General features: G+C 73.1%; 25 protein-coding genes. 8 read left to right on the top strand and 17 right to left on the bottom strand.

Annotated features, from left to right (window positions below; translation table 11 throughout):
- Window positions 1-32: 32 nt before the first annotated feature.
- Together ACWF79_RS05400 and ACWF79_RS05395 are read right to left on the bottom strand one after the other, a co-directional pair.
- Entirely contained in the window at window positions 33-1,046 is a 1,014-nt protein-coding gene (locus tag ACWF79_RS05400) for a MerR family transcriptional regulator (protein ID WP_453726710.1), read from the bottom strand.
- On the bottom strand, window positions 1,033-1,722 hold the full coding sequence (locus tag ACWF79_RS05395) for a HEAT repeat domain-containing protein (RefSeq protein ID WP_453726709.1): 690 nt from the start codon (window positions 1,720-1,722) through the stop codon (window positions 1,033-1,035). The genes ACWF79_RS05400 and ACWF79_RS05395 overlap by 14 nt, the downstream gene beginning before the upstream one ends.
- Before the next feature lie 171 nt (window positions 1,723-1,893).
- Between ACWF79_RS05395 and ACWF79_RS05390 the strand changes: the two genes are divergently transcribed.
- On the top strand, window positions 1,894-2,577 hold the full coding sequence (locus ACWF79_RS05390; RefSeq protein WP_453726708.1) for an adenosylcobinamide amidohydrolase: 684 nt from the start codon (window positions 1,894-1,896) through the stop codon (window positions 2,575-2,577).
- A gap of 43 nt (window positions 2,578-2,620) precedes the next feature.
- On the opposite strand, the gene ACWF79_RS05385 is transcribed toward ACWF79_RS05390, so the two are convergent.
- Window positions 2,621-3,520 (bottom strand): NAD-dependent protein deacetylase, encoded by a 900-nt coding sequence (locus ACWF79_RS05385; protein ID WP_453726707.1) that lies wholly within the window; start codon window positions 3,518-3,520, stop codon window positions 2,621-2,623.
- Between the two features lie 204 nt (window positions 3,521-3,724).
- Between ACWF79_RS05385 and ACWF79_RS05380 the strand changes: the two genes are divergently transcribed.
- Window positions 3,725-4,750: a MerR family transcriptional regulator gene (locus ACWF79_RS05380; RefSeq protein ID WP_453726706.1), complete on the top strand. Its 1,026-nt coding sequence runs from the start codon at window positions 3,725-3,727 to the stop codon at window positions 4,748-4,750.
- 69 nt (window positions 4,751-4,819) lie between these two features.
- Here ACWF79_RS05380 and ACWF79_RS05375 read toward each other — a convergent pair whose 3' ends face one another.
- Entirely contained in the window at window positions 4,820-6,193 is a 1,374-nt protein-coding gene (locus ACWF79_RS05375) for a cryptochrome/photolyase family protein (protein ID WP_453726705.1), read from the bottom strand.
- 152 nt (window positions 6,194-6,345) lie between these two features.
- Here ACWF79_RS05375 and ACWF79_RS05370 point away from each other — a divergent pair, with 152 nt between their 5' ends.
- On the top strand, window positions 6,346-7,230 hold the full coding sequence (locus tag ACWF79_RS05370) for an oxygenase MpaB family protein (RefSeq protein ID WP_453726898.1): 885 nt from the start codon (window positions 6,346-6,348) through the stop codon (window positions 7,228-7,230).
- Between the two features lie 84 nt (window positions 7,231-7,314).
- Here the strand turns inward: ACWF79_RS05370 and ACWF79_RS05365 are convergent, their stop codons facing one another.
- The 6 genes from ACWF79_RS05365 to ACWF79_RS05340 all read right to left on the bottom strand — a co-directional run bounded on the left by ACWF79_RS05365 (window position 7,315) and on the right by ACWF79_RS05340 (window position 11,720).
- Window positions 7,315-7,716, bottom strand: a complete 402-nt coding sequence (locus ACWF79_RS05365) for a hypothetical protein (protein ID WP_453726704.1) — start codon at window positions 7,714-7,716, stop codon at window positions 7,315-7,317.
- Window positions 7,717-7,794: 78 nt separating this feature from the next.
- Window positions 7,795-8,007, bottom strand: a complete 213-nt coding sequence (locus tag ACWF79_RS05360) for a hypothetical protein (RefSeq protein ID WP_453726703.1) — start codon at window positions 8,005-8,007, stop codon at window positions 7,795-7,797.
- Between the two features lie 120 nt (window positions 8,008-8,127).
- Window positions 8,128-8,601 (bottom strand): hypothetical protein, encoded by a 474-nt coding sequence (locus ACWF79_RS05355; RefSeq protein WP_453726702.1) that lies wholly within the window; start codon window positions 8,599-8,601, stop codon window positions 8,128-8,130.
- 203 nt (window positions 8,602-8,804) lie between these two features.
- Entirely contained in the window at window positions 8,805-9,431 is a 627-nt protein-coding gene (locus tag ACWF79_RS05350) for a hypothetical protein (protein ID WP_453726701.1), read from the bottom strand.
- Between the two features lie 145 nt (window positions 9,432-9,576).
- Window positions 9,577-10,086, bottom strand: a complete 510-nt coding sequence (locus tag ACWF79_RS05345; RefSeq protein WP_453726897.1) for a DM13 domain-containing protein — start codon at window positions 10,084-10,086, stop codon at window positions 9,577-9,579.
- Between the two features lie 137 nt (window positions 10,087-10,223).
- Complete coding sequence (locus tag ACWF79_RS05340; RefSeq protein ID WP_453726896.1) at window positions 10,224-11,720, bottom strand: glycosyltransferase 87 family protein; 1,497 nt, start codon at window positions 11,718-11,720, stop codon at window positions 10,224-10,226.
- A 105-nt stretch (window positions 11,721-11,825) separates the two neighbouring features.
- Here ACWF79_RS05340 and ACWF79_RS05335 point away from each other — a divergent pair, with 105 nt between their 5' ends.
- Both ACWF79_RS05335 and ACWF79_RS05330 read left to right on the top strand, forming a co-directional pair.
- On the top strand, window positions 11,826-12,968 hold the full coding sequence (locus ACWF79_RS05335; RefSeq protein WP_453726700.1) for a molybdopterin-dependent oxidoreductase: 1,143 nt from the start codon (window positions 11,826-11,828) through the stop codon (window positions 12,966-12,968).
- On the top strand, window positions 12,968-13,390 hold the full coding sequence (locus ACWF79_RS05330) for a hypothetical protein (RefSeq protein ID WP_453726699.1): 423 nt from the start codon (window positions 12,968-12,970) through the stop codon (window positions 13,388-13,390). Before ACWF79_RS05335 ends, ACWF79_RS05330 begins: the two co-directional genes overlap by 1 nt.
- On the opposite strand, the gene ACWF79_RS05325 is transcribed toward ACWF79_RS05330, so the two are convergent.
- Genes ACWF79_RS05325 through ACWF79_RS05315 form a run of 3 tightly spaced genes read right to left on the bottom strand, consistent with a single transcriptional unit; the run spans window position 13,372 to window position 15,568 of the window.
- Complete coding sequence (locus tag ACWF79_RS05325; RefSeq protein ID WP_453726698.1) at window positions 13,372-14,106, bottom strand: class I SAM-dependent methyltransferase; 735 nt, start codon at window positions 14,104-14,106, stop codon at window positions 13,372-13,374. The genes ACWF79_RS05330 and ACWF79_RS05325 overlap by 19 nt on opposite strands.
- On the bottom strand, window positions 14,103-14,828 hold the full coding sequence (locus ACWF79_RS05320; protein ID WP_453726697.1) for a TIGR04282 family arsenosugar biosynthesis glycosyltransferase: 726 nt from the start codon (window positions 14,826-14,828) through the stop codon (window positions 14,103-14,105). The genes ACWF79_RS05325 and ACWF79_RS05320 overlap by 4 nt, the downstream gene beginning before the upstream one ends.
- Window positions 14,825-15,568, bottom strand: a complete 744-nt coding sequence (locus tag ACWF79_RS05315; protein WP_453726696.1) for a glycosyltransferase family 2 protein — start codon at window positions 15,566-15,568, stop codon at window positions 14,825-14,827. The genes ACWF79_RS05320 and ACWF79_RS05315 overlap by 4 nt, the downstream gene beginning before the upstream one ends.
- Before the next feature lie 115 nt (window positions 15,569-15,683).
- On the opposite strand from ACWF79_RS05315, the gene ACWF79_RS05310 reads away from it, so the two are divergent.
- Window positions 15,684-16,481, top strand: coding sequence for a response regulator transcription factor (locus ACWF79_RS05310; protein ID WP_453726695.1), 798 nt, complete (start codon window positions 15,684-15,686; stop codon window positions 16,479-16,481).
- A gap of 3 nt (window positions 16,482-16,484) precedes the next feature.
- Complete coding sequence (locus tag ACWF79_RS05305) at window positions 16,485-17,597, top strand: sensor histidine kinase (RefSeq protein ID WP_453726694.1); 1,113 nt, start codon at window positions 16,485-16,487, stop codon at window positions 17,595-17,597.
- Here ACWF79_RS05305 and ACWF79_RS05300 read toward each other — a convergent pair.
- The 4 genes from ACWF79_RS05300 to ACWF79_RS05285 form a co-directional block, all read right to left on the bottom strand.
- Complete coding sequence (locus ACWF79_RS05300; RefSeq protein ID WP_453726693.1) at window positions 17,572-18,624, bottom strand: NAD-dependent epimerase/dehydratase family protein; 1,053 nt, start codon at window positions 18,622-18,624, stop codon at window positions 17,572-17,574. The genes ACWF79_RS05305 and ACWF79_RS05300 overlap by 26 nt on opposite strands.
- Window positions 18,625-18,752: 128 nt before the next feature.
- A complete protein-coding gene (locus ACWF79_RS05295) occupies window positions 18,753-19,523 on the bottom strand; it encodes a VOC family protein (protein ID WP_453726692.1) in 771 nt (256 codons plus the stop codon).
- Window positions 19,524-19,685: 162 nt separating this feature from the next.
- Window positions 19,686-20,303: a TOPRIM nucleotidyl transferase/hydrolase domain-containing protein gene (locus tag ACWF79_RS05290; protein ID WP_453726691.1), complete on the bottom strand. Its 618-nt coding sequence runs from the start codon at window positions 20,301-20,303 to the stop codon at window positions 19,686-19,688.
- A 39-nt stretch (window positions 20,304-20,342) separates the two neighbouring features.
- A complete protein-coding gene (locus ACWF79_RS05285) occupies window positions 20,343-21,590 on the bottom strand; it encodes a cytochrome P450 family protein (RefSeq protein ID WP_453726690.1) in 1,248 nt (415 codons plus the stop codon).
- A gap of 234 nt (window positions 21,591-21,824) precedes the next feature.
- Here ACWF79_RS05285 and ACWF79_RS05280 point away from each other — a divergent pair, with 234 nt between their 5' ends.
- Window positions 21,825-23,906, top strand: coding sequence for a galactose-binding domain-containing protein (locus tag ACWF79_RS05280; protein ID WP_453726689.1), 2,082 nt, complete (start codon window positions 21,825-21,827; stop codon window positions 23,904-23,906).
- Window position 23,907: the final 1 nt, after the last annotated feature.

The following is a 23,907-nucleotide window of genomic DNA, read 5'->3' as shown; positions in this document are numbered from 1 at the left end:
GCTGTCCGTTCCGTCGGGACCGGTCCGGCCGTTCAGGGCCGTCGAGGTGTGTCGCGCAGCCGGAGGAGGTACACCGCGGTCAGCGCGACGGCGGGGTCCTCGTCCTTCGACAGCTCCACGAGCGCGCGTGACGCCGTCGTCCCCGGGATGGCGGCAAGCGCCTGGGTCAGCCGTCCGCGCGCAGGCGCCTGAGTGGTGTGGTCGGCAAGGCGGTCGACGAGCCGTGCCGCGATCTGGTCCGCCGCCGTGGTGTCGCTCGCCAGCACGTTCAGCGCGTCGGCGGCGTCGGTGTCGTTCCGTCCCTCCACGATGAGTTCGATGAGCGTCGGGATGGCATCGGCCACACCGCGTGCGCCGAGCGCCAGAGCCGCGTAGCCGCGCACCACGGCGTCGGGGTTCACGAGGGCGTCCCGCAACTGCGCGGTGGCCTCGTCACCGGGCATCTCGGTGAGGGACCGGACGGCACGTTCCCGCACCGCGGCCACCGGAGAGCCGAGGCCCTCCGCCAGCAGCGCCGAGCCGTCGCGGCCCGATCGCGCGAGGGCCCAGCGAAGGGCTCCGGCGACGTTCGGCTCCGTCTCGCTCAGCGCCGCCTCGACCAGCGCCTCCACCGGCACCGGGATGTCGTCGCCCGAGGAGAGGGCGGCGCGCTGACGCGCGTCGGCGCTCTTCGACCCCAAAGCCTGGAGGAGCGCGACGACCTGGAGGACGTCCTCCCACCCGGCGGGGTTCGCGGCATCGATCCGGCCGAGCCGGGTGAGCAGCTCGGTCTCGGCCGCGATGCGTTCGCGTGTCTGGTGGATGAGGTCGCCGACGAGCGCCGAGGGCGTGAAGCCGGGATCGTCGAGCGCGCGCCCGATCTCACGTAGCGACAGGCCCAGCGACCGCAGGCTCTCCACGTGGAAGATCCGCCGGATGTCCTGCCCGGAGTACTCCCGGTAGCCGGAGCCCGTACGACCCGATGGCCGCACCAGGCCGAGCGACTCGTAATGCCTGAGCATGCGGGCACTGACCCCGGACCGTCGCGCCACCTCACCGATCAACACGCCCTATTGTCCCTCCTGGCCTGGCCCCGCCGAGGGCCACGACGCGCTTGGCCTCCTCGATCGCGAACTCGAATCCGGTGTCAGGGTCGCGCAACAGCCGTTGTGTGGCGAGCGCGTGGGCGCGCATGCGCGGATCGGGGGACGCCTGTGCGGCGCGCAGAGCGGGCACGATCTCTTCGCCCAGGGCGACCAGCGCCCGGCTGAGGCTCAGCTGCGTCTCCCGCCCGCCGCGCCCGAGTTGCGTCGCCAACACCGTGGCGAGCGAGGCCTCCTCGCCTTCCGGCGCGAGCACGACCGCGGCCCGCCAGGCGCTCCTCGCCAAGTCGTCGTCGGGGTCGGACAGCAGCGCCCGTGTGATCGCCGGCCACGCCCGCGGGTCCCCGATCTTGGACAGCGTGTGCAGCGCCTGGCTCCGTGCCTGCGCACGCTCCGAGCGGACTTCGCGGAACAGCTCGGGGAGCGTCGTGGACGCGGGATGGCGGGTGAGCGCCCAGGTCAGCATGTCGCGAACGAAGAACTCGGGCTCGATCGCGCATCGCTCGACGAGCTTGTCGACGAAACGCGGGTCAGGCGTCGTGCCGACCGCCAGAGCAGCCCGCAGCCGCACGGACGAACGGCCGTCCTCCAATCCGTGGAGCGCTCGCATCACATCCGTGTCCGTACTCCGCATGGTCATCGGGACCACCTCCTTGGCGAGCAGTGAAGGCCTTGTCACCGTGTCAAGGTCAAGCAGCACCGGTGCTTCGCAGACGCCTCCACCGCCCAGGAGCAAGGCCGCCGTGCACACGGCGGTAAGGCGGGACGTACGATCTGCGGGCCCGCCCGCGTCGTATGGAGTACCTGTTCGGTGACCACTCTCGTTCCGCCGCCCCGCCCGGCCACCGGCCTGCCGCTGGTGGAGCATCTCACCCGTGTTGAGAACGGCGAGCGTCTGCACGGCCTGCTGTGGCGGGCCGGTGACGGCTGGCGCATGATCAGCAGCGCCGTGCTCGGTGGGGGCGTCGGGGAACGCTTCTGGGTCCTCAACGCCCAGGTGTCCCACGGCTACCGGCGCACCGACCCGGACCGCCACCTCGCCGATCTGGCCCGGGACGCCGGCGCTCGCGGACCGGGCGTGGGGCTGATGACGGCCGCGGACGTCCGGGCGTACGGTCACGCTCACGACGGCGGAGTCGACGCCATCGCCACCGCGGGGCTCGGGGTACGCGGCTGGGCTGCTTCGCCGGCTCAAGGTACGGCCGTCGCGGCCCGGCCGGGCACCATCAACATCGTTGTCGCGCTGCCGGTCGCACTCACGGACGCGGCACTGGTCAACGCCGTCGCCACCGCCACCGAAGCCAAGGTGCAGGCGCTGCTCGACGCCGGCTACGACTGCTCGGGCACCCCCACGGACGCGGTGTGCGTCGCCGCTCCGTCCGCGCGCCCCGGAGGCGAGGTCCATGCCTTCGCCGGTCCCCGCTCGGTGTGGGGCGCGCGCGTGGCCCGGGCCGTCCACCAAGCCGTACGCGCCGCTGCCCGCGCCGGGGCGTGAGCGCACCACGGGACGGGGCGTCGGAGGGCCGCACGAGGGGTCTTCAGGGAGCGGTTCGGTTGTCCGGAGGGATGCCGAGCTGGTGGGCCAGGGTCGTGAGAGCTGCTCCCAGCGGGAGGGCGATGCGTGTCCTGGCGTGCCGGTCGCCACGGGTCGGGTCCCGGTTGATGATCAGGATCGGTGTCGCGTCCTGGGCGGCTTGGCGGACGAACCGCAGGCCGGACATCACGGTCAGCGAGGACCCCAGGACCAGCAGCGAGGCGGCCTCACGGACCAGGGTGCGACAGTGTTCGACCCGCTGCGGCGGAACGGTTTCGCCGAAGAACACCACGTCCGGCTTGAGGATGCCGCCGCAGACCGTGCAGGGCAGCACGCGGAAGTCACCGACCTGTTCGTCCGTGAGGTCGGCGTCGCCGTCCGGGTTGAGGCCGGCCGCCACCGGCTCGAAGCCCGCATTGGCCTGTTCCAGCCGCTCGGCGAGTTCGCTACGGGAGCTGAAGGCACCGCAGTCGAGGCAGACGACCCGGTCCAGGCTTCCGTGGAGCTCCACGACCCCCTCGCTGCCGGCGCTCTGGTGCAGGCCGTCGACGTTCTGGGTGATCAGACCCGACAGCAGCCCGTGCCGCCCGAACGCGGCCACGGCCCGGTGGCCGGCATTGGGCCGGGCCCGCCCGAACGTGCGCCAACCGAGGTGGCTACGGGCCCAGTACCTGCGCCGTGCCTGGGCACTGGAGGTGAAGTCCTGGTACGTCATCGGCGTGTGCCGGCGCAGGCTCCCGTCCTCGCCCCGGTAGTCGGGGATACCCGACTCCGTGGACATGCCCGCCCCGCTGAGCACCAGCACCCCACCGCTGCTCAGGGCGTCGGCGACCGGCTCCAGATCCGTGGTTGCCGGGGGCAGGGCCTCGGACGGGGTCCAGCTCAAGGTAGGTCGCGTACGCATGCCGCCAGGGTACGGAACGGGCCGCGCCCTTCGCCTGCGCGCGCGGCGGCGGGCGGCCGCGGCCGAGCCCCGCAAGCCCGGCGACCACACCGCCGTCACGCCTGAGTTCGTCGCGGGCGTCGCCCGGGGACGGCCCGCCGCACCTGGTCCACCGGGCGTCCGCGGCGCGCGCTCGCATCGTTCGTGCGTCGTAAACTGGGTTCCATGTCGGAAGCGACGCACGGCATCACCACCGGCGCGGTGGCACGGCGCCTGGGAGTCTCGCCCACCACCGTGCGCTCCTGGGACCAGCGGTACGGCATCGGCCCTGCGGTCCGGGAGGCGGGGAGGCATCGGCGCTGGACGGCCGCGGACATCACGATGCTCGAGCAGATGTGCCGACTCACGGCATCCGGAGTTCCTCCCGGCGAGGCCGCACGCGCGGTGCGGGCGGCGGTCCATGACGGCGACGGCGCCAAGGCTGTACGTACGGAAGGGCGGCAGGCCCTCGCCGAGGTCGAGGCCGCGCCGTCGCCGAAGCGCCCGTCCTCAGGACACCAGCCGGGCTCCGGGCTCCCCCTCGGCGACGTACGGCACGAGTGTCGGGGGCTGGCGCGCGCGGCCGTGCGGCTCGACGGTCCCGCGATGGACACCCTGCTCCACCAGGTCATCGGCGACCACGGTCTCGTCGCCGCCTGGGAGGAGGTGATGGCTCCCACGCTGCACGCCGTGGGCCGCAAGTGGGAGTCGTCCGACGACCGTTACGTCGAGGTCGAGCACCTGCTGTCGTGGCATGTCTCGACCGCCCTGCGGCGGGCGGCCGTCACCGGCCCCGCCGTGTCCGACCGAACGCCTCCGGTGCTCCTGGCCTGCGTCCCGACGGAGTTCCACACGCTGCCCTTGGAGGCCCTCGCCGCCGGCCTGGCCGAACGGGGTCTGCCGACCCGCATGTTCGGCGGTGCGGTACCTGCCGAAGCGCTCAACGCGGCGGTCCTGCGGTGCGGCCCGGCCGCCGTCGTCCTGTGGTCCCAGGCGCGCTCTACCGCGGCCCACGCGCTGGCCCGACACGTGGCCGAAACGACGTTCGGGATCAGAGGCGCCCGGAGGACTCCGCTCGTGCTGCTCGCGGGACCGGGGTGGGCCGGGCGCAGCCTCGGCGCGGGCCTGTCGCGGCCGAACGGGCTGCGCGAGGCGCTCGACGTGATCTCGCGGCTGTACGAAGGGCTGCCCGGGCACCGAGCCGCCGAATGACAGCGTCCGCCGACCGGGCCTCCGCCGAGCGGCGACGCGCGATCCTGGGCAAGGGGCCTCTCCCCCGGGTCAGCCGGCTCCGCGGGCGTGGCGGAACCGTGCGAGCCCGTCCGTGAGGGTGACCAGCGGATCCGGGTAGTCGAACCCCGCTCGGTCGAGTCCTGTCAGCCGCCACGGCTCGTGTACCGCGGGACCCCGCAGATCCGCGAGTTCCGGAATCCACCGGCGCACGTAGCTGCCGTCGGGGTCGTACCGTCGCGCCTGCCGGATCGGGTTGAGGACCCGGTTGGGCCGTGTGTCCGTGCCCGTGCCCGCCACCCACTGCCAGTTGAGTTGGTTGTTCACGACGTCGCCGTCCACCAGCAGGCTCAGGAAGTGGCGGGCGCCCTCGCGCCAGTCGATGTAGAGCGTCTTGGCGAGGAAGGAGGCGGCGATCAGGCGTCCGCGATTGTGCATCCAGCCCTCGTGGGCGAGTTGACGCATGGCCGCGTCGACGATCGGGTACCCGGTGCGTCCCTCCTGCCAGGCCCGCAGCTCCGCCTGGGCGTCTTCGCCCCGGCGCCAGCGGTCGCCTTGAGGGCGGTAGTCCTCGCTGGACGTCTCGGGACGCGCGGCCAGTACCTGATGGTGGAAATCACGCCAGCACAGCTGCCTGACGAAGGCGTCCGCGCCGTCCCCGCCGCGCGCCCGCGCGCGGTGCACCACGTCGACGGGCGACAGGGCACCGAAGTGGAGGTACGGGGAGAGCCGTGACGTGGCATCACCGGCGAGGTCGTCGTGGCGCTCGTGGTAGGCGTCGCCGTCACGCGAGAGCCAGGATCCGAGCCGCCTGCGCCCCTCGCTCTCCCCGCCGAGGGCCAAGCCCTCCGACACGCCGGAGACGGCCGAGCGGGCGGGCACTTCCTCGGACCGCACGGTGGGCGGGACCGGCACGGCGCGCGGGGCCGCGAACGGCTTGCGCAGGGGCTGGTCGGCCCAGCGTCTGAAGTACGGCGTGAAGACCGCGAAGTGGTCCGATCCCTGAGGGGTGACGTCACCGGGCGGGACAACCGTGCTCACGGCGTCGTGCACGAAGAAGCGGCACCCGTCCGCCTCCAGTGCCTGGCGGAGCCGCGCCTCGCGGGAGGCCGCGAAGGCCGTGTGTCCGGCCGCCATGTGCACCTCGTCGGCCTGGGTCTGCCGCACCACGGCGCACACCTCTGGCACCACGTCGCCTGTACGCACCACCAGCCTTCCTCCCCTTGCCTTCAGCGCCTGGTCGAGGTCGGCCAGGCAGTCGGCGAGGAACGCCAGTCTGTTGGGGGCGGCAAAGCCGACCCGGTCCACGGCGGGGTCGCGCACGAACAGGGGGACGACCTGGTCGGCGCCCTCCAGCGCCGCCCTGAGCGGAGGATGGTCGTGCAGGCGGAGATCGGAGGTGAACAGGACGACGGAAACAGTCATGGGACGACTCCGGAGCATCGGCCGCCGACAGCGGGGGTCGCCTCCCACGATCCCTCGGCGTCGGCCACCGCGCCATGTGCGTCGATCATGCGTCGAAAAAGGGTCGCACGCGACTGGTGACGGCGCCCTCGCGACATACTGGAGGGGTGCTTCTGCCACCCCTTGTCGTGCCCAGACTGCGGGAGCGAGCCGGTGAGGCGCTGCTGCGCCGGGTCGCGGGGCCTACCGCGCACGAGAAGCGCGCCCGCATCCACGGCACGCCGGGGCCTCGATGGTTCACCCCCGAGCGACCCGTGCGGGTGGTGCACTCCGACGCGTCTATGTACGTCGGCGGGCTCGCCGCTCTGCTGCTCCAGTCGCTCCACCCGGTGGCCATGGCGGCCGTCTCGGCCCACTCGGGGTTCCAGGGAGATCCGTGGGGCCGGCTGCAGCGCACCAGCACCTTCCTCGCGGTGACGACGTTCGGCACGAGTGAGGACGCCGAGCGCGCGGTGCTGCGGGTACGCCGGGTGCACGAACGCGTCGTGGGGACCTCGCCGGCCGGCGTACCGTACCGGGCGTCCGATCCCCACCTGCTCACCTGGGTGCACGCCGCCGAGGCCTACTGCTTCCTGCGCGCCCACCAACGGTACGGCCGGCACCCGCTGCCCCCGGAGGGGCAGGACGGTTACGTGGCCGACATGGCTCAGGTCGCCCGGCGGCTGGGCGTGACGCATCCGCCGGAGACCTGGGCCGAGCTGGTGAAGTGCCTCGCCGCCTACCGGCCCGAGCTTCGCGCCACCCCGGAGTCCCGTGCGACGGCGCGCTACCTGCTGGCGCACCCTCCGCTGCCGCGGCCCGTGCGGCTTCCCTACGCCTTCCTCGCCGCGGCAGCAGCCGAGTTGCTGCCGCCGTGGGCCAGGGCCGCGGTCGACCTGCCCCTCACCACCCGCCTTCTGCTGCCCGTGGGCCGGCCGGGCGGCCGGGCGATCACCGCGGCCGTCCGCTGGGTGACGCCTCCGGTGCCGCCGACGGCGGCTCCGCCCGCTCTGTCGTAGGAGTCCTTCGGTGGGTCCCAGGAAGCAGGTGGGGAACATCAACGCTGGTTCGACCAGAGATAGTTCGCGGGGGTGCTCGCCGGGTCAGATGCCGGTGAAGAGGTCTTCGGGTGCTTCGTCGAGGACGAAGCCGTTGTCGAAGCGGACGCGGACCGTCACGCGCCGACGCTGCTCCTGGTAGGAGTTCCACGCGGGTTCCAAGGAGGCGACCTGCTCCTCCAGTTGCTTCCTGCTGCCAGGAGGCATCTGGTGGCCGAAGTCCTCGAGGAGCGACTTGAGCCGTTCGTACTCGCGGACGTCCTGGCTCTTCTCACGCCCGTGCTCGTCGATCCGCTCGACGGTGCCCGCGATGCCCGCGCCGAGCGCCAGAAAGCCCGCACCCGAGTCGGCGTCCGAGTCCGTCGAGGGCGCGTCGGCCCGGGCGACATGGCCCGTGATCCTCAGGTCCTCCGCCAGCTTCACCTGCTGGCCCTCCGTGAGCGTCATCGATCCTTCGTCTCCAGTCGGCCGGCTGAGATGCCATTATCCGCCTGGCCACTCCCGCCTCCCTGACCCCGCCCGGCGTCAGTCCACCGGTTCGTCCACGGCGGAGTCCTCGTCCGCCTCCTCACGGTCCCGACGGCCGGTGCCCGCCACATCGGTCCGGGGCATGTCGCTGTCGGGCCAGTCCGGTTCCGGTATCGCCAGGGGGTCCTCCCCCTCCGACGCCTGCTGGTTCTGCGGATCGCGGGGAAGCGGTTCGTCCTTCTTCTGATCGGCGTCGTCCCGAGCGCTCATGCTGCTCACCTCCAGGGCGGGTGGTCGTTCCTGTACGTTCGGCTGCTCACCGTTGTGCCGCCGGGCAAACCTCGGCCAGAAGCCCCCGGTGGCGGGGGCTTCTGGCTCGGGTCGGCCGGGTCAGGCCCGGAGCAGCCGCTCCGTCACCTCGCGGTAGGTCTGCAGGGTGAGTCGGAGTTGTTCGGTGTCGGGGCGCGGGCCGTTCGGGTCGCCGCTCGTCTGCCAGCCCGCCTGCAGCGCTGCGCGGCGATCCCTCAGGGAGGCGACGAGCTGCTGCTCCGCCTCCTCCAGGACCTCTGCCGCCTGGGCGACCGAGTCGCGCGGCGCGTCCACGAAGCCGGTGAGCGCGTGGTGCAGGCGCTCGGCGAGGCGGTCGCGTTCCCCGTCACCGAGCAGTTGACCGGCCGGGCCGTCACCGTCGGTGCTGTGCCCGTGGTCCGTGGCCGCCGCGTCGCCGGGGCGGTCCGTCGCCTCCCGTCCGCGAGGCGCGGCGGGGGTCGCGGCGGGAGCGAGGGTGCGGCTCCCACCGCTCCGGCCCGTGGCACCGGGGTCCTCGGACGGGATGGCGGACTGCGGCGCCTTCGACAGGGGCATCGCCGGAGGCGTGGCGGGCGACGGGGGCCCGACGACTCCCGGCGCGGGCGGCGGGGGCGGGGGCGGCGGTACGGGATGGCCGGTGCGCTGAGCGGGGACTGCCGCGGAAGGGACTGCCCCTCCCTGCGGGGGCGCGGCGGCATCGTGCCGCGCGTCCGCGCCGGTCCTGCCTGCCGCATGCCGGTCCCGGTTGTCGCGTGCCATTACGCGCCACTTCCCTTCGTATGGAGGAGATGCCTGCGGGTCCGCCCGGGCACCGGGCGGCTTCGAGTGGCCGCTCCGCCCGCATGTCCGGGTGACGTCAGGTCCTCGAACAGGGCTCGTGCGTGGACCAGCGCCTCCCTCAGCTCCTCCGTGGAAGCGGACTTCGAGTGCCCCGCGTGGCGCATCCGCCGCAGGCCGTCCACATGGTGCGGATGGTGGACCGACAAGGCGGCCAGCTGCTCATCGCGCCGTTCGGGATCCGGGAAGCCGCGCGTCGCGGCGATCCGCGTGAGGAGCTGTTCGGCGTCGGCGACGGCCTGCCGAGGCGCGTCGACGAAGCGCTCCTGGAGCGTGGTCCACTGTGCGACGTACTGCTCACGGACCGCCGGTTCCAACGGCAGCGGCCGGATGTGCCCGTGCAGCTCGACGCGCTCGCGCAGGTCGCGGTGGGCGGCCTCGCTGTCGCCGCCGTGCCGGTGGAGGGTGCGGTCGTACTCGGGGCCGAAGCGCCGCTTGAGGGAGCGCGTGGCACTGCCCGTGCCCGTGCGGGCCCGGAGCAGGACACCGGCCGCCAGTAGCGCCGCGACGACCGCCGCGATGATGAGAACTGTGGTCAGGGTCGACATGACTGCCTTCCTGGAAGGTGACTCCTGGCTGGCTGTTCGTCACTACTTGTTCAGGCGCGCCTGACGGTTCGGCTTGCCGCTTCTCGTCGGGTCAAACCAGGAGCACGACCGGATCACCGGTGCGGCGGGCACGCGGGCGGGCGCGTCAGGCCTTCAGGGCCGCCGCTCCGAAGGAGACGTCGAAGCGGTCGCACCAGATGGAGACGCTCGTGAAGGCGGACACGTCGGTGCCAGGCGGGAGCGGGTAGTTCTGGTCCCCCTTGTTGCCCTTCAGCTTCCCCAGGCTGAGGTACTTGCCGTCGTCGAAGACGCGCCAGCCGGCGATGCCCTCCTTGACCGGAGCGTCGGTCAGCCAGACACGCAGGTCCGGGCCGTTGCTGGTGTCGAGGTCCTCCAGGCGCAGGGTGAGGCTGCCGTCGGCGAGACGGATGAGCTTCACCGTGCCGGTGGTGGCGTGCTCGTGGCTGATCAGGGATCCCTGCGCGAGCGTCCGCGGTCCGGACGACGGGTCCGCGACCGCGTCCGACGCGCCGGCGGAGGAGCCGGGCGTGGGTGCCACCGTCGGCAGCGCCTCGTCGATCGTCTCGTTCTGCCACAGCTTCCAGGGCTGGAACCAGTAGAGCCCCACGGCCCCCAGCGCCACCACGACCACCATCGCTCCCCACAGCAGCGACTTCCTGCCCCCACGTGCCACGGTCGTTCCTTCCTCAATGCCTGCCAGGGATCTTCCCTCCCACGCATTCCACCCCGGGTACGGCGGTGCACGCCATGACCGGCCCGATGACGAAAGTCTTACGGCGCGACACCAGGACGTTCGACAGGTGTGTCGCGCGGTGCCCGCGGCGGGCTGGAAACCGGCCCCTGCGGGTCGCGTCGGCCGCTGCGGTGGCGCAGCACGGCGCCGACGAGGACCGCCGAACCGGCGACGGCGTACACGACGGTGCCCACGGCGTTCGGGTCGGCGAACGCCCTGCTGCTCACGTACTTCGCCGCTCCCGCCACCGCGACGAGCAGCCACTCCCAGCGGCCGTCCAGCGCGACGAGGGCGATGAGGAGCAGGGCGTACCAGGAGTACTCCGGCGTCAGGAGCAGGAAGGCCGTCCCGGTGACCAGCAGAGCCCCGCTCCACGGGCGTTCGGGGTCGCCGCGCCTGAGGACGTGGGCGCAGACGGCGAGCAGGACCACGGTCAGCGCAGGCACGGCCCAGGAGGGCGGCAGGACGAGCCGCAGCAGGGCGTAGCGGTTCCGGGAGTCGGCGTCGTCGTAACCCTCCTCGTCGACGTATCCGCCCAGGTAGCCGAGGACCGAGCCGTCGGAGAGCAGGACGTACGGGACGTAGGCCAGGGCGGTCACCGCTGCCGCCGGGGCAAGGATCGCCGTCGCGTCCCGGGCCCGCCGTACGCCGGACAGCGCGCCGGGCAGGACGATCGCCGGCATCAGCTTCACGGCGATCGCGGCGCCCAGAAGTACCCCTCCCGCCGGGCGCCGGTGTGCCACGAGGCCTAGTCCGGCGACGGCGAACAGGACGCCGAGGACGTCGACATGGGCGTTGTTCACGGCTTCGACGGGTACGGCGGGGCACCAGGCCCAGTAGGCGGCGGTACGGGGGTCGCCGCGTCGGCGCAGGATCAGCAGCAGGGCTCCGGTGACCGCGACGGAGAGGAGCGCGCCGCCGATCTGGAGGGGCTTCAGACGGGCGCCGTCGGGGGCGAGGAGGTGGACGCCGAGGAAGTACGACTCGGCGATCGGGGGGTAGATGGTGTGGACGGCGGGGCGGTTGAGGCGGGTGCAGTGGGCGGTGACGGGTAGGGCCGGGGCTGCGGCGGACGGGACCGCGGCGCCCGGTTGGGTCGTGGCCGGTGGGGCGGGGAGCGGGGCCCGGGCCGGGGCGTCGCAGGCAGCTCCGGTCGGGAAGAGCCAGTCGTCCCGGAGCGGGGCGAGGGCGCGGTCGGCGGGCGTGTGGTCGTACGGCGAGATGCCCGCGGCCTGTACGCGGCCGTCCCAGGCGTAGCGGTAGGCGTCCGTGCTCGTGCGCGCCTGGGCTGCCAGGCCGGTGGCGGCGACCATCGCCGAGCCCGCCAGGACGAGGACGACGGCCTGACGGGGCGGGACCTTCCGCAGGGCGAGGACCGAGGCGGCGAAGAGCGCCCAGGCGGCCGCGTACCACCAGGAGAGCCCGCCTGGGTCGCTGTAGTAGGCGTCCTGTCGGACGGTGCACACCAGCACCGTGGTGAGCGCGGCCAGGAGCCCGCCGGCCAGGGCGGTACGGAAAGGGATCACACCCGGCAGCGTGGCAGCCGGCGGTGCGCCGCACGGGTCCGGCGCCCCGGCCGTCCGTGTTTCGTAAGGAGTCGATCGGCCCTTCGCGGCCCGTCGAGCGGTGAGATGGAGCGCATGACATCGCGCATCGTGCCTCCCCCTCTGCCCACGTTCCGCGCCCGCCTCCATGACGCGAGGACGGCCACCTCGATCGGCCGCTGGCTCGGACTCGCCCTGGCGGTCTGCTTCGTCACCGGCGTCACCAGCCACTATCTGCAGCGGCCACCGGACTGGCTCGCCGACGTCCTGCCGAGCCGGCCGACATGGGGCTACCGCTTCAGTCAGGGGCTGCACGTGGCGAGCGGCATCGCCGCGATCCCGCTGCTGATGGCGAAGTTGTGGGCGGTCTATCCGAGGCTGTTCGTCTGGCCGGCGGTACGGTCGGTGCGACACGCGCTGGAGCGGCTCTCGGTGGCCGTCCTGGTCGCGGCCGGGGTGTTCCAGCTGCTCACCGGCTTGCTGAACATCGTCGAGTGGTACCCGTGGCCGTTCTCCTTCGTCCCCGTGCACTTCGCCGTGGCCTGGCTCCTCGCGGGCGCCCTGTTGCTGCACGTCGTCGTCAAGTGGCCGGAGATCCGGTCGCATTGGGGGCGAAGGTCCGAGGGGACGCTGAAGCTGCCGGCCGAGGACGACGTCGACCGGCGCTCCCTCCTGACGGGCGTCGCGGCGGGGGTCGCGGCGGTGACGCTGACGACGGTGGGCCAGTCGTTCACGCCGCTGAAGCGGCTGGACCTGCTCGCCCCGCGTCACCCGGACCACGGGACGCAGGGACTGCCGATCAACCGTACGGCCGCCGCGGCCGGGGTGAGCGCGGCGACCGCACGCGACTGGCGGCTGACGGTGACCGGACCCCGGCCGTACTCGCTGAGCCTGGCCGAACTGAGTGCCCTGCCGCAGGTCGAGGTGCGACTGCCGATCGCCTGCGTGGAGGGCTGGAGCGTGGAGGCCGGCTGGACCGGCGTACGGATCCGGGACCTGCTGGAGCGGGCGGGGGCGCCGGCGCGTTCCCGGGTACGGGTGGTGTCCCTGGAGCGCCGGGGGGCGTACCGGGTCATGGAGATGGGCGCCTCGTACGCGGAGGATCCGGCGACCCTGTTGGCGCTGCGCCTCAACGGGCAGGAGCTGTCCCTCGACCACGGCTTCCCGGCGCGGATCATCGCGCCGAACCGGCCGGGTGTGCTCCAGACCAAGTGGGTCGCCGGACTGGAGGTGCTGTGATGGTGGTCCGGTATGTGCTGGGTGCGCTGGGGGTCGCGCTGATGGGCGTCGGCGCCGTCCTGGTGGTGCGCACCGGGACGGTCGGCGAGGTGCTCCTCTGGCTGGCGGGGGCGATCGTCCTGCACGACGGGCTGATCGCGCCGTTCGTGCTCGGTGTCGGGCTGCTGCTCGCCGCCCTGCCCGCGCGCGGCACGGTACGCGGCGGGCTGATCGTCGCCGGGTCGCTGACGCTGGTCGCGCTGCCCCTGATGCTGCGGCCCGGCAGCGCGCCCAATCCGACGGCCCTTCCCCTGGACTACGTCCGCAACTGGCTGGTCCTGATGGGGGTGGTGGCCGTCGGTACGGGCGCGCTGCTCGGCGTACGGTGGGCGGCTGGGCGGCGGTCGGCTCACAGGCGGTCGGCTCAGCGGCGCCGGAGCTGAAGGAAGCTGCGGCCCTCGGCCCGCCAGCGGCGTTCGACCCGCCAACCGGCGGCGTCGGCGTACGCGGGCAGGGCCCGGGCGCCGACGCGGGCCCACGGGAAGTCGGCGCCGCGCCCGCCGCGCCCGTCGACGACCCTCACCTCGATCCGCTCGTCGACGTCGGGGCCGGCGGCCTCCACCAGGGCCTGTCCGCCGGGTGCCACGAGCGCGGCGGCGCGTTCGAGGAGGGTGCCGGGGTCGCCGCCGATGCCGATGTTGCCGTCCATCAGCAGGACGGTGCCCCAACGGCCCTCGCCCGGCAGCGGTTCGAAGACCGACCGGCACAGGGCGGTTCCGCCGCCGGCGACCGTACGGTCGACGGCCTCCTGGCACACGTCGATGCCGAGCACGGGCCGGCCGGCTTCGGCCAGGGCGTGCACGAGGCGGCCCGGTCCGCAGCCGACGTCGAGGACGGGGCCCTCGCAGCGGGCGAGCACGGTGGTGTCGGCCGGGTCGGCGGCCGCGCACCAGCGTTCGACCTCCAGGGGCAGGAGCCAGCCGTCCGCCCTCCGGAGGAAGAGCGGCCCTCGGCCGGACCGGAGGGCGTCGCCCCAGGGATCGGCCCGCCAGGCGCGGCGCGGCGCGGGGGCGCGTACACGCCCGTCCGCGGGCCTGGGCGGGGCCGCCGCCCTCGCCGTGGGGAGGTCCGGTGTCGTACCCGACTCCAGCGCGCTCATGCGGTCCCGGCCCGGGTTCCGGTGCCGATCGCGATGCCCGTCGAGGTCGCGGCGCGGGGAGCGGTCGCGGGTGCGATGCCGGTCCGGGCCACTGTCCCGGCCGCGCTCACGCCCGCCCTGAACTCCTCGTAGCGGACGGCGAAGCGCGTATCTGGAGCCTGTTCGGCGACCGCGCGGGCGTCGGTGGCCGTGTCGACGTCTCGGAGGCGCGGCAGGTCGCGTACGCGCAGACTCGCGGCCATGAGACGGGCGCGCTGGACCGCTCCGGTCCCGGCCATGGACATGGGCACCCCGCGCAGCAGGGCGGGGTCGGGGTCCGCGAGGCCCAGTGCCCAGAAGCCGCCGTCCTCGGCCGGTCCGAACCACGCGTCGCAGGCGCTGAAGTCGAGCCCGCGGTCGAGGAGTTCCGGAGTGACCTGGGGGGTGTCCATGCCGATCAGCAGGGTGGGGCCCGTACAGCGCGCGAAGGCGGCGGCGAGGCGTTCGTCCAGGCCGCCCGGGCCCTGGGCGAGGACCTCGAAGCCGTACGGAAGCCAGTCGCCGGGCGCGCCGTCGAGGGCGAGGACGCGGCGGTCGGCGGGCGTGTCGCGGACGGTCGCCAGCGTGTCGGCGAGTGCGGCCTCCGCGAGGCAGGCCGCCTGGTGGGGCGTGAAGGGCGGGGTGAGCCGGGTCTTGACCCGGCCCGGTAGGGGCTCCTTGGCGATGACGAGGAGGGTGCTCACCGGCTTGCCTCCTGCGGGGTCGACGCGGCGGCCACCGGGCCGGCCGGCGGGGGTGTTTCACGCAGGACCTCGCGCATGTCGCGGACGGCGTGCCAGGTCCCCCGCCATGTGCCGGTGACCTTGGACTTCCCCGTACGGGACAGGTACGGGACGTCCCGTTCGCGCACTCGCCACCCGGCGTCGGCGGCGCGGACCACCATCTGGAGGGGGTAGCCGCTGCGGCGGTCGGTGAGGCCGAGGGCGAGCAGCGCCTCGCGGCGTGCCGCGCGCATCGGCCCGAGGTCGTGGAGGCGCAGCCCCGTGCGGCGGCGCAGCATGCGGGCGAGGGCGAGGTTGCCGACCCGGGCGTGCGGCGGCCAGGCGCCGCGTGACTGGGGGCGACGGCGGCCGAGGACGAGGTCGGCCTCCCCCGCCGCCACTTGAGCGGCGAACGGTACGAGGAGTGAGGGGTCGAGGGAGGCGTCGCAGTCGCAGAAGCAGACGATGTCCGCGTCGGCGGCCAGGAGACCGGCGTGGCAGGCCGCTCCGAAGCCGCGGCGCGGTTCCGTGACGACGGTCGCGCCGAGGGCGCGGGCAAGGTCGGGGGAACCGTCGGTCGATCCGTTGTCGACGACGATCGCCCGCCAGCCGGGCGGCACCCTTTCCAGGACCCAGGGCAGCGCCCCGGCCTCGTCGAGGCAGGGCAGGACAACGTTCACCGCGTACGTGGTCGCGGAAGGCGAGTCGGTCACGGACTTCACCGTACGAATCCGGAACGGACAAAAGGGATGTGTGAACCTTACGAAACGCGGACATCGCCCCCTCGCTCCACCCCGGGCGCACCCCCGCCGCCCGACCGGTGCGAGGCTGACCCCCATGCAGCAGCCTGAGCAGCCCACGCGGACAGCACCGCGCGTCCTGGTCGTGGACGACGATCCGACCGTCGCCGAAGTGGTCACCGGCTATCTGGAGCGGGGCGGTTTCGCCGTGGACCGGGTGGCCGACGGGCCGTCCGCGCTGGCGGCCGCCGGGGCACGATGGCCCGACCTGGTGGTCCTCGACCTGATGCTGCCGGGGATGGACGGCCTGGAGGTCTGCCGGGAGCTACGGAAGCGCGGGCCGGTGCCGGTGATCATGCTGACGGCGCGCACCGACGAGGAGGACCGGATCCTCGGCCTGGAGATCGGGGCCGACGACTACGTCACCAAGCCGTTCAGCCCGCGTGAACTGGTACTGCGGGTGGAGGCGGTGCTCCGCCGTCACACCGAGGTCCGACGGCCGGGAACGCTGCTGCGGGCGGGCGGCCTCGAGGTCGACCCGGGGGCGCGGCGCGCCACCAAGGACGGGCACCAACTCTCCTTGACTCTCAGGGAGTTCGACCTGTTGAGCTACTTCCTGCGGCATCCGGGCGAGGTGTGCGACCGCGAGCGCCTGATGCGGGACGTGTGGGGGTGGGACTTCGGTGACCTGTCGACGGTCACGGTCCACATCCGCCGGCTGCGCGGGAAGGTCGAGGAGGATCCGGCCCGCCCGCTGCTGATCCAGACGGTGTGGGGCGTCGGGTACCGCTTCGACGCGGCGGGGCGCCCGGAGGACGGGGACCCGCAGGACGGTCGGCCCGATGGCCTGTCGGGCCAACCCGGCTCCGGCTCCCCGGCCGAGAAGGAGGGATGAGTCGTGCGCGACATTCTCCTCATCGCCGTGTACGCCTTCGTGGGCGCGGGGGCGGCCGGTCTCCTCGGGGCCGGTCTGCTGCGGGTGGTGCGGCGCCGGTCGGTGGCCGTGTCGCTCGGTGTCGTCGCGTCCGTCGCCGTGACGGCGATGCTCTGCGGGACGCTCACCGTGGCGTGGGCGATGTTCCTGTCGCCGCACGACCTGTGGGTGGTGACCATGGTCGTGGCGATGGCGGCCGTCGTCTCCCTGGGCACGGCGCTGCTCCTCGGACGTCAGGTGGTCGCCGGCGCGCGGGAACTCGCGGTGGCGGCACGGGACTTCGGTGAGGGCGGGGTGTTCACCGCGCCCGGCGTGCCCGCTGCTGCCGAATTCGCCGTGCTGAGCCGGGAGTTGTCGGCCACGAGTGAGCGGCTCGCCGCGTCACGGGAGCGTGAGCGCGCCCTGGATGCCTCCCGCCGGGAGCTGGTGGCCTGGATCTCGCACGATCTGCGGACACCGCTGGCCGGTCTGCGGGCCATGTCCGAGGCCCTGGAGGACGGTGTGGTCGCCGATCCGGCGCGCTACCACCGGCAGATCCGGACCGAGGTGGACCGGCTCAACAGCATGGTGGGCGACCTGTTCGAGCTCTCGCGCATCCACGCGGGCGCGTTGACGCTGAGCCCGGCCCGGATGTCGATCCACGACCTCGTGGGTGACGCGCTGGCGGGCGCCGTGCCGCTCGCGCGCGAGCAGGGCGTACGCCTGGTGGGCGACCAGGTCGCGGCGGTGCCGGTGGAGGTCGACGGCCGAGAGATGACGCGGGTCCTGGCGAACCTCCTGGTGAACGCCATCCGTCACACGCCGGCCGACGGCACGGTCGCCGTCGCGGCCGAGCGGCGTGCCGAGTCCGTGGTTCTCTCGGTCACGGACGGCTGCGGCGGCATCCCCGAGGACGCGTTGCCGCGGGTCTTCGACACCGGCTGGCGGGGTACGGAGGCCCGTACCCCGCCGGGCGGCGCGGGGCTTGGTCTGGCGATCGTCCAGGGCATCGTGGAGGCGCACATGGGCCGTGCCGATGTGCGGAACGTCGACGGTGGTTGCCGCTTCGAGGTCACGCTCCCCGCAGCCCGCTCGTAGCGAACTCGGCCATGCCCTCGGCGAACCCGACCTCGGGCTTCCACCCCAGGTCGGCGCGCAGGCGCGCGGAGTCGGCGGTGATGTGACGTACGTCGCCGAGCCGGTACTCCCCCGTGACCACCGGGGGCGGCCCGCCGTGGGCGGCGAGCGCCGTCGCCATCTCGCCGACGGTGTGAGGGTCGCCGCTGCCGGTGTTGTACGGGGTGAGGGTGGTCGGTGCCCGGTCGTCGAGGGTCTCCAGGGCGAGGGCGTTCGCGGCGGCCACGTCGCGTACGTGGACGAAGTCCCGGCGCTGGCCGCCGTCCTCGAAGACGCGGGGGGCCTCGCCGCGGGCGAGGGCGGAGCGGAAGAGGGAGGCGACGCCGGCGTACGGGGTGTCGCGGGGCATCCGGGGACCGTAGACGTTGTGGTAGCGCAGGGAGATGGCGCGGCCGCCGGTGGTGCGGGCCCAGGCGGCGGCAAGGTGTTCCTGGGCGAGTTTGGTGGTGGCGTACACGTTGCGCGGGTCGGCGGGGGCGTCCTCGCCGACGAGGCCGGGCGCGAGGTCGGCGCCGCAGGTGGGGCAGCGGGGCTCGAAGCGGCCTGCCGCGAGGTCGGCTTCGGCGCGGGGGCCGGGATGGACGGGGCCGTGGGTGGGGCAGTCGTAGCGGCCTTCGCCGTAGACGACCATGGAGCCGGCGAGCACCAACCGGTCGATGCGGGCCTCTGCCATGGCGGCGAGGAGGACGGCGGTGCCGAGGTCGTTGTGGGAGACGTAGTCGGGGGCGTCGGCGAAGTCCTTGCCGAGGCCGACCATCGCGGCCTGATGGCACACGGCCCGCACGCCGTCGAGGGCGCGGGCGACGGTCTCCCGGTCCCGTACGTCGCCGTGCACCCACTCGGCGGCGGTGGCCGAGGCCGGCAAAGGGCCCTGGTGGGCGGTCGGCAGAAGGCCGTCCAGGACGACGGGCTGGTGGCCACGGGCCGCGAGGGCGTCGACGACGTGGGAGCCGATGAAGCCCGCACCGCCGGTCACAAGTACACGCATGCGGATCACCGTACGAAGAGGAGAGGGCTCCGGCGGCGTGTTGCGCGCCGACGTCCGGGATTCGTAAGGTGCACGCCCGCGGGCCGGTGGGCGGCACGCGCCGGGAACGACCGGCGCGCGCCACGACCTCAGGAGATCTCGCGCGCCCGGCGCGATCCACTGGGCGCCCCAAGGCCTCGGCGGGGAGGCAGGACGCGGAACTCCTGGCCGTCGGGGTCGGTCATCACCACGTGGCCTGAGCCGTCCGGGCCGGGGCCGACGCGTGTGGCTCCGAGGGAGACGAGGCGCTCGACCTCGGCCCGCTGATCGCCGTCCGCGGCCGGGGCGAGGTCGAAGCGCAGGCGGGTCCGACCGGTCCTCGGCAGCAGGGGCGGGCCGCCCCAGGTGACCTTCGGTCCGCCGTGGGGCGAGCGGATCGCGGTCTCCTGGTCCTGGTCCCAGACCAGCGGCCAGCCGAGCGCCTTGCTCCAGAAGTACCCGACCTCCTGCGACCCGTCGCATGCCAGCGCACCGATGAACCCGCAGTCGGCGAGGAAGTTGTTGCCCGGCTCGATGACGCAGAACTCGTTGCCTTCGGGGTCGGCGAGCACGACGTGCCCTTCCTCGGGGCGTTGGCCGACGTCGGTGTGCCGGGCGCCGAGTGCGAGCGCCTTCGCGACGACCGCCTGCTGGTCGTCCCGGGAGGTGCTCGTCAGGTCGAAGTGCAGGGGGTTCTGGACCGTCTTCCCCTCCTGGGTCGGCAGGAACCGGAGCCGGAAGCCGGTGTCGTCGCTCGGCAGGAGGACGATGCCGTCGTCGGGGTCGTCCGTCGTCTCCCAGCCGAGGAAGTCGGCCCAGAAGCGCGCGAGGCGCGACGGGTCGTTCGCGTCGAAGCAGAGGGCGTGGAGATGGGACGTCATTGCTCGGTCTCCGATCCGCCGGCTCGCCGCCCCCACCCGTGTCGATGCGGGCCGGGCGACGTCCACCGGCAAGGGGGCATGATCCAGGTCGTGGTGCGGAGCCTGCCCAGGCGGCGCCGACCGGTCAACCGATTTACGGCCCTTGGCCTTGCGCCCCGGGCCTCACAGGCTCGCGAAGAGGTCGTCGAGGGGTGCCGGTACCTGCCCGGGTTCGAGGGCCTCGACCAGGAGGCGGCCGTAGCGGATCTTGCGGCCTGCTTTCGTGCCGAGGAAGCGCCGCAACTGCTGCTCCCGGGTGCGGCCGTGCTGGGCGGGCTGGTGCAGGAAGGTCCGCCAGGGCCGGAGGTCGCCCTCCGTGTGCACGACCTCCTCGACCGTCGCGGTGCCCAGCGTGCGGATGAGCTCGTCCTCCAGGTCGGCCGCGCAGACGAAGACGTCCTCGCGTGATGCCCCGGCACGCTCCAGGGCGCGGTCGAAGAAGCTCCGTTCGCGCTCGTCGCAGAGTCCTGTCAGGCGCAGGCCGAGTCCGGAGGGGCCGAGGATGTCGGCGTAGTGGCCGACGCTCATCGCCCCGCCCATCGCCACCACGCACACCCCTTCGGTGGCCAGGTCCCGGCCTCGGCGTTCGGCCAGTGCCTCGACGGCCGCGAGATCGCTCAGCCCTTCCAGCAGGACCACCGTCCGTGTCCCGAGCCGGTCGGCCAGTTCCTTCGCCCGCCCGCCATGACCGCCACTCGCCCACTCTCCGACCGCGTCCCGGAACGCCTCTGTCTCCACCATGGCGCGAGTCTGCACGCCCGCCGGCGGCACGGCACGGGATTATTCGACGGCTTCGCCCGACGTCAGAGGCGCGCGCAGGTGGACCGGGAGGGCCTGGTGGCCGTTGCTGATGAGCGACGGGAGGGGACGGAGGGCTTCCGCGGGGACGGCCAGGGTGAGGTGGGGGAAGCGGGTGAAGAGCTGTTCGAGGGTGGTGGCCACTTCCAGGCGGGCCAGCGGGGCGCCCAGGCAGAAGTGGATGCCGTGGCCGAAGGCCAGGTGGTCCTTCGTGGTGCGGGTGATTTCGAAGGTGTCGGCCGTCGGTCCGTGCCAGTCGGGGTGGCGGTTGGCGGCCGCGTAGGAGGCGAGGATCGCGTCGCCGCGGGCGATGGTCCGGCCGTCGGGGAGCGGGATGTCGGTGAGCGCGTAACGCAGCGGGAGGTGTTTGACGGCCGGTTCGTGGCGGAGGGTCTCCTCCACGACGTCGTTCCAGCCGGCGCGGCCGGCGCGGAGGTGGGCGAGTTGGTCGGGGTGGGTGAGGAGGGAGGTGACCGCCTGGTCGATGACGTTCACGGTCGTCTCGTACCCCGCGCTGATGACCAGCAGCAGCGTGTCGCGCAGTTCGGTCTCGGTCAGGGTGGAGCCGTCCTCGTCGCGGGTGGCGATCAGCAGGGAGGTCATGTCGTCGCCCGGCTCGGCGCGTTTGGCGGCGATCAGTTCGTCGAGGAGGCCGTAGAGAAGTACGGCGTTGGCGGCGGCCTCCGCGGAGGTGAGCGTGGTGTCGAAGACGCCGTCCACGAGCGAGCGGAAGCCGTCGCGCCGCGCCTTCGGGACGCCCATCATGTGGCCGATGAGCGCGATGGGCAGCGGGTACGCGAGGCGTTCGCGCAGGTCGACGACGGCGCCGGGCGGTTCGGCGGCCAGGTCGTCGAGGAGCCCGGTCACCAGAGCCTCGACGACGGGGCGCAGGGCGGCGACGCGGCGGGCGCTGAACGCGGGGGCGACCAGGCGGCGGAGCCGGGCGTGGTCGGCGCCGTAGGCGGTGAACATGTTGGACACGGCGACCCACAGGGCGAGCGGCCACTCGGGGACGGCCTCGTCGAAGGCGGGCCAGTGGCGGCGACCGTCCTTGGACACGTCCGGGCCCGTCAGGAGCTTGCGGAGCAGGAGCGGGTCGGTGACCGACCACGCGCGGACGCCGAGGACGTCCACGAGTGCGGCGGCGCCGTGGGCGCGCAGCAGCCGGTGTTCGGCGTGGTGGTCGGCGCCGGCGGGGTCGAGCACGATCGGGGGGTTCGGCCTGGTCACGGCGGGTCCTTCCGGGAACGTACGAGGACGGGAGTCTCCTCCAGCGTCGCGGGCGGCGCGCTCTGACGGAAGATCAGAATGTGGACGCCGTGGCCTGTTTCCGCAGGAGCCCGGTCCTTCAGGTCATCCGTCCCGGTCTCTTGACTCCGCTTGCGGCAGTCGGGATCCTCGACCACGCGTTTCGCACGGAGCATGACAATCCCCGCGCACGATTCCTCTACGAAGACGTGAGTGATGTCCATGAAACCCCCCACGCTCAGCCGTACGTCCGGCAGGCGCGGGCCGCTGGCCGTGCTGGCGCTGCTGCTCGCCACCGTGACCCTGCTGCTCAGCCCCGCGCCCGGTTCCGCCGCCGAGGACGGCTCCTGGTGGAACCCCTCCGCCCGTCCCGCGCCCGACTCCCGGATCAACGTCACGGGCGAGCCGTTCAAGGGCACGAACGCCCAGGGCGAGGTGCGCGGGTTCGTCGACGCGCACAACCACCTGATGTCCAACGAGGCCTTCGGCGGGCGCCTCATCTGTGGTCAGACCTTCTCGGTGAAGGGCGTGGCCGACGCGCTCAAGGACTGCCCCGAGCACTACCCCGACGGCTCGCTCGCCGTCTTCGACTTCATCACCAAGGGCGGCGACGGCAGGCACGACCCGGACGGCTGGCCGACGTTCAAGGACTGGCCCGCACACGACTCGCTCACCCACCAGCAGAACTACTACGCCTGGGTGGAGCGGGCCTGGCGCGGCGGTCAGCGCGTTCTCGTCAACGACCTCGTGACCAACGGCGTCATCTGCTCCGTCTACTTCTTCAAGGACCGCAGCTGCGACGAGATGACCTCGATCCGCCTGCAGGCCCGCAAGACGTACGAGATGCAGGAGTACATCGACACGATGTTCGGCGGGCCCGGCAAGGGCTGGTTCCGGATCGTCACCGACTCCGCACAGGCACGTCAGGTCATCGAGCAGGGCAAGCTGGCGGTCGTCCTCGGGGTCGAGACCTCCGAGCCCTTCGGCTGCAAGCAGATCCTGGACATCGCCCAGTGCGACCGGGAGGACATCGATCGGGGCCTTGACGAGCTCCACCAGCTGGGCGTGCGGAGCATGTTCCTCTGCCACAAGTTCGACAACGCGCTGTGCGGGGTCCGGTTCGACAGCGGCACGCTGGGCACGGCGATCAACGTCGGCCAGTTCCTGTCGACCGGCACCTTCTGGAAGACCGAGAAGTGCACGGGCCCGCAGGCCGACAACCCGATCGGGCTCGCGGCGGCGCCCCAGGCCGAGAAGCAGCTGCCGGCGGGCGTGACGGTGCCGTCGTACGCCGGCGACGCGCGGTGCAACACCCGGGGCCTGACGGAGCTGGGTGAGTACGCGGTGCGCGGCATGATGAAGCGCAAGATGATGCTGGAGATCGACCACATGAGCGTCAAGGCCACCGGCCGGGCGCTGGACATCCTGGAGTCGGCCTCGTACCCGGGCGTCCTCTCCTCGCACAGCTGGATGGACCTGAACTGGACCGAGCGGGTCTACGGTCTGGGTGGCTTCATCGCCCAGTACATGCACGGCTCCGAGGGCTTCATCGCGGAGGCGCGGCGGACCGACGCGCTGCGCGAGAAGTACGACGTCGGCTACGGCTACGGCACCGACATGAACGGGGTCGGCGGCTGGCCCGGGCCCCGGGGCGCGGACGCGCCGAACGCGGTGACGTACCCGTTCCGCAGCACCGACGGCGGCTCGGTCATCGACCGGCAGACCACCGGGCAGCGGACGTGGGACCTCAACACCGACGGTGCCGCCCACCACGGCCTGGTGCCGGACTGGATCGAGGACATCCGCAAGGTCGGCGGCCAGGGCGTCGTGGACGACCTGTTCCGGGGCGCCGAGTCCTATCTCGACACCTGGGGCGCCTCCGAGCGGCATCGGGCGGGCGTGAACCTGGCCGCGCGCGCACCCGCCTCGGCGTCCACCACGGAGTGGTGGAACCCGTTCACCTCCTTCGCGGCCACCCGGGCCGTCGACGGTGACCCGGGCACCCGGTGGGCGAGCGAGTGGAAGGACGGGCAGTGGCTCCGTATCGACCTCGGGGAGCCGCAGCTGGTCAAGCGGGTCACGCTCGACTGGGAACGGGCGTACGGGAAGGCGTACCGCGTCGAGCTCTCCGACGACGGCGTGAACTGGCGTACCGCCTGGTCCACCACGAGCGGTGACGGCGGCCTGGACACCGTCCAGTTCTCCGCCACGACCGCGCGCCACGTCCGGGTGTACGGGGTGACGCGCGGCACCGAGTGGGGGTACTCGCTCCGCGAGGTCGGTGTCTTCAGCGGCTGAC

Source organism: Streptomyces sp. NPDC054975 (assembly GCF_053609105.1).
Note: the sequence above shows the minus strand (reverse complement) of the source record. Positions and strands in the feature narration are given on the sequence as shown.

Excerpts from the sequence above, each read along its gene's own strand:
- ACWF79_RS05350 (WP_453726701.1), bottom strand. The coding sequence starts at position 9,431 with ATGTCGACCCTGACCACAGTTCTCATCATCGCGGCGGTCGTCGCGGCG.
- ACWF79_RS05345 (WP_453726897.1), bottom strand. The coding sequence starts at position 10,086 with ATGGTGGTCGTGGTGGCGCTGGGGGCCGTGGGGCTCTACTGGTTCCAG.
- ACWF79_RS05290 (WP_453726691.1), bottom strand. The coding sequence starts at position 20,303 with ATGGTGGAGACAGAGGCGTTCCGGGACGCGGTCGGAGAGTGGGCGAGT.
- ACWF79_RS05380 (WP_453726706.1), top strand. The coding sequence starts at position 3,725 with ATGTCGGAAGCGACGCACGGCATCACCACCGGCGCGGTGGCACGGCGC.
- ACWF79_RS05385 (WP_453726707.1), bottom strand. The coding sequence starts at position 3,520 with ATGCGTACGCGACCTACCTTGAGCTGGACCCCGTCCGAGGCCCTGCCC.
- ACWF79_RS05355 (WP_453726702.1), bottom strand. The coding sequence starts at position 8,601 with ATGCCCCTGTCGAAGGCGCCGCAGTCCGCCATCCCGTCCGAGGACCCC.
- ACWF79_RS05295 (WP_453726692.1), bottom strand. The coding sequence starts at position 19,523 with ATGACGTCCCATCTCCACGCCCTCTGCTTCGACGCGAACGACCCGTCG.
- ACWF79_RS05335 (WP_453726700.1), top strand. The coding sequence starts at position 11,826 with ATGACATCGCGCATCGTGCCTCCCCCTCTGCCCACGTTCCGCGCCCGC.
- ACWF79_RS05325 (WP_453726698.1), bottom strand. The coding sequence starts at position 14,106 with ATGAGCGCGCTGGAGTCGGGTACGACACCGGACCTCCCCACGGCGAGG.
- ACWF79_RS05375 (WP_453726705.1), bottom strand. The coding sequence starts at position 6,193 with ATGACTGTTTCCGTCGTCCTGTTCACCTCCGATCTCCGCCTGCACGAC.
- ACWF79_RS05395 (WP_453726709.1), bottom strand. The coding sequence starts at position 1,722 with ATGACCATGCGGAGTACGGACACGGATGTGATGCGAGCGCTCCACGGA.
- ACWF79_RS05330 (WP_453726699.1), top strand. The coding sequence starts at position 12,968 with ATGGTGGTCCGGTATGTGCTGGGTGCGCTGGGGGTCGCGCTGATGGGC.
- ACWF79_RS05360 (WP_453726703.1), bottom strand. The coding sequence starts at position 8,007 with ATGAGCGCTCGGGACGACGCCGATCAGAAGAAGGACGAACCGCTTCCC.
- ACWF79_RS05280 (WP_453726689.1), top strand. The coding sequence starts at position 21,825 with ATGTCCATGAAACCCCCCACGCTCAGCCGTACGTCCGGCAGGCGCGGG.
- ACWF79_RS05300 (WP_453726693.1), bottom strand. The coding sequence starts at position 18,624 with ATGCGTGTACTTGTGACCGGCGGTGCGGGCTTCATCGGCTCCCACGTC.
- ACWF79_RS05310 (WP_453726695.1), top strand. The coding sequence starts at position 15,684 with ATGCAGCAGCCTGAGCAGCCCACGCGGACAGCACCGCGCGTCCTGGTC.
- ACWF79_RS05365 (WP_453726704.1), bottom strand. The coding sequence starts at position 7,716 with ATGACGCTCACGGAGGGCCAGCAGGTGAAGCTGGCGGAGGACCTGAGG.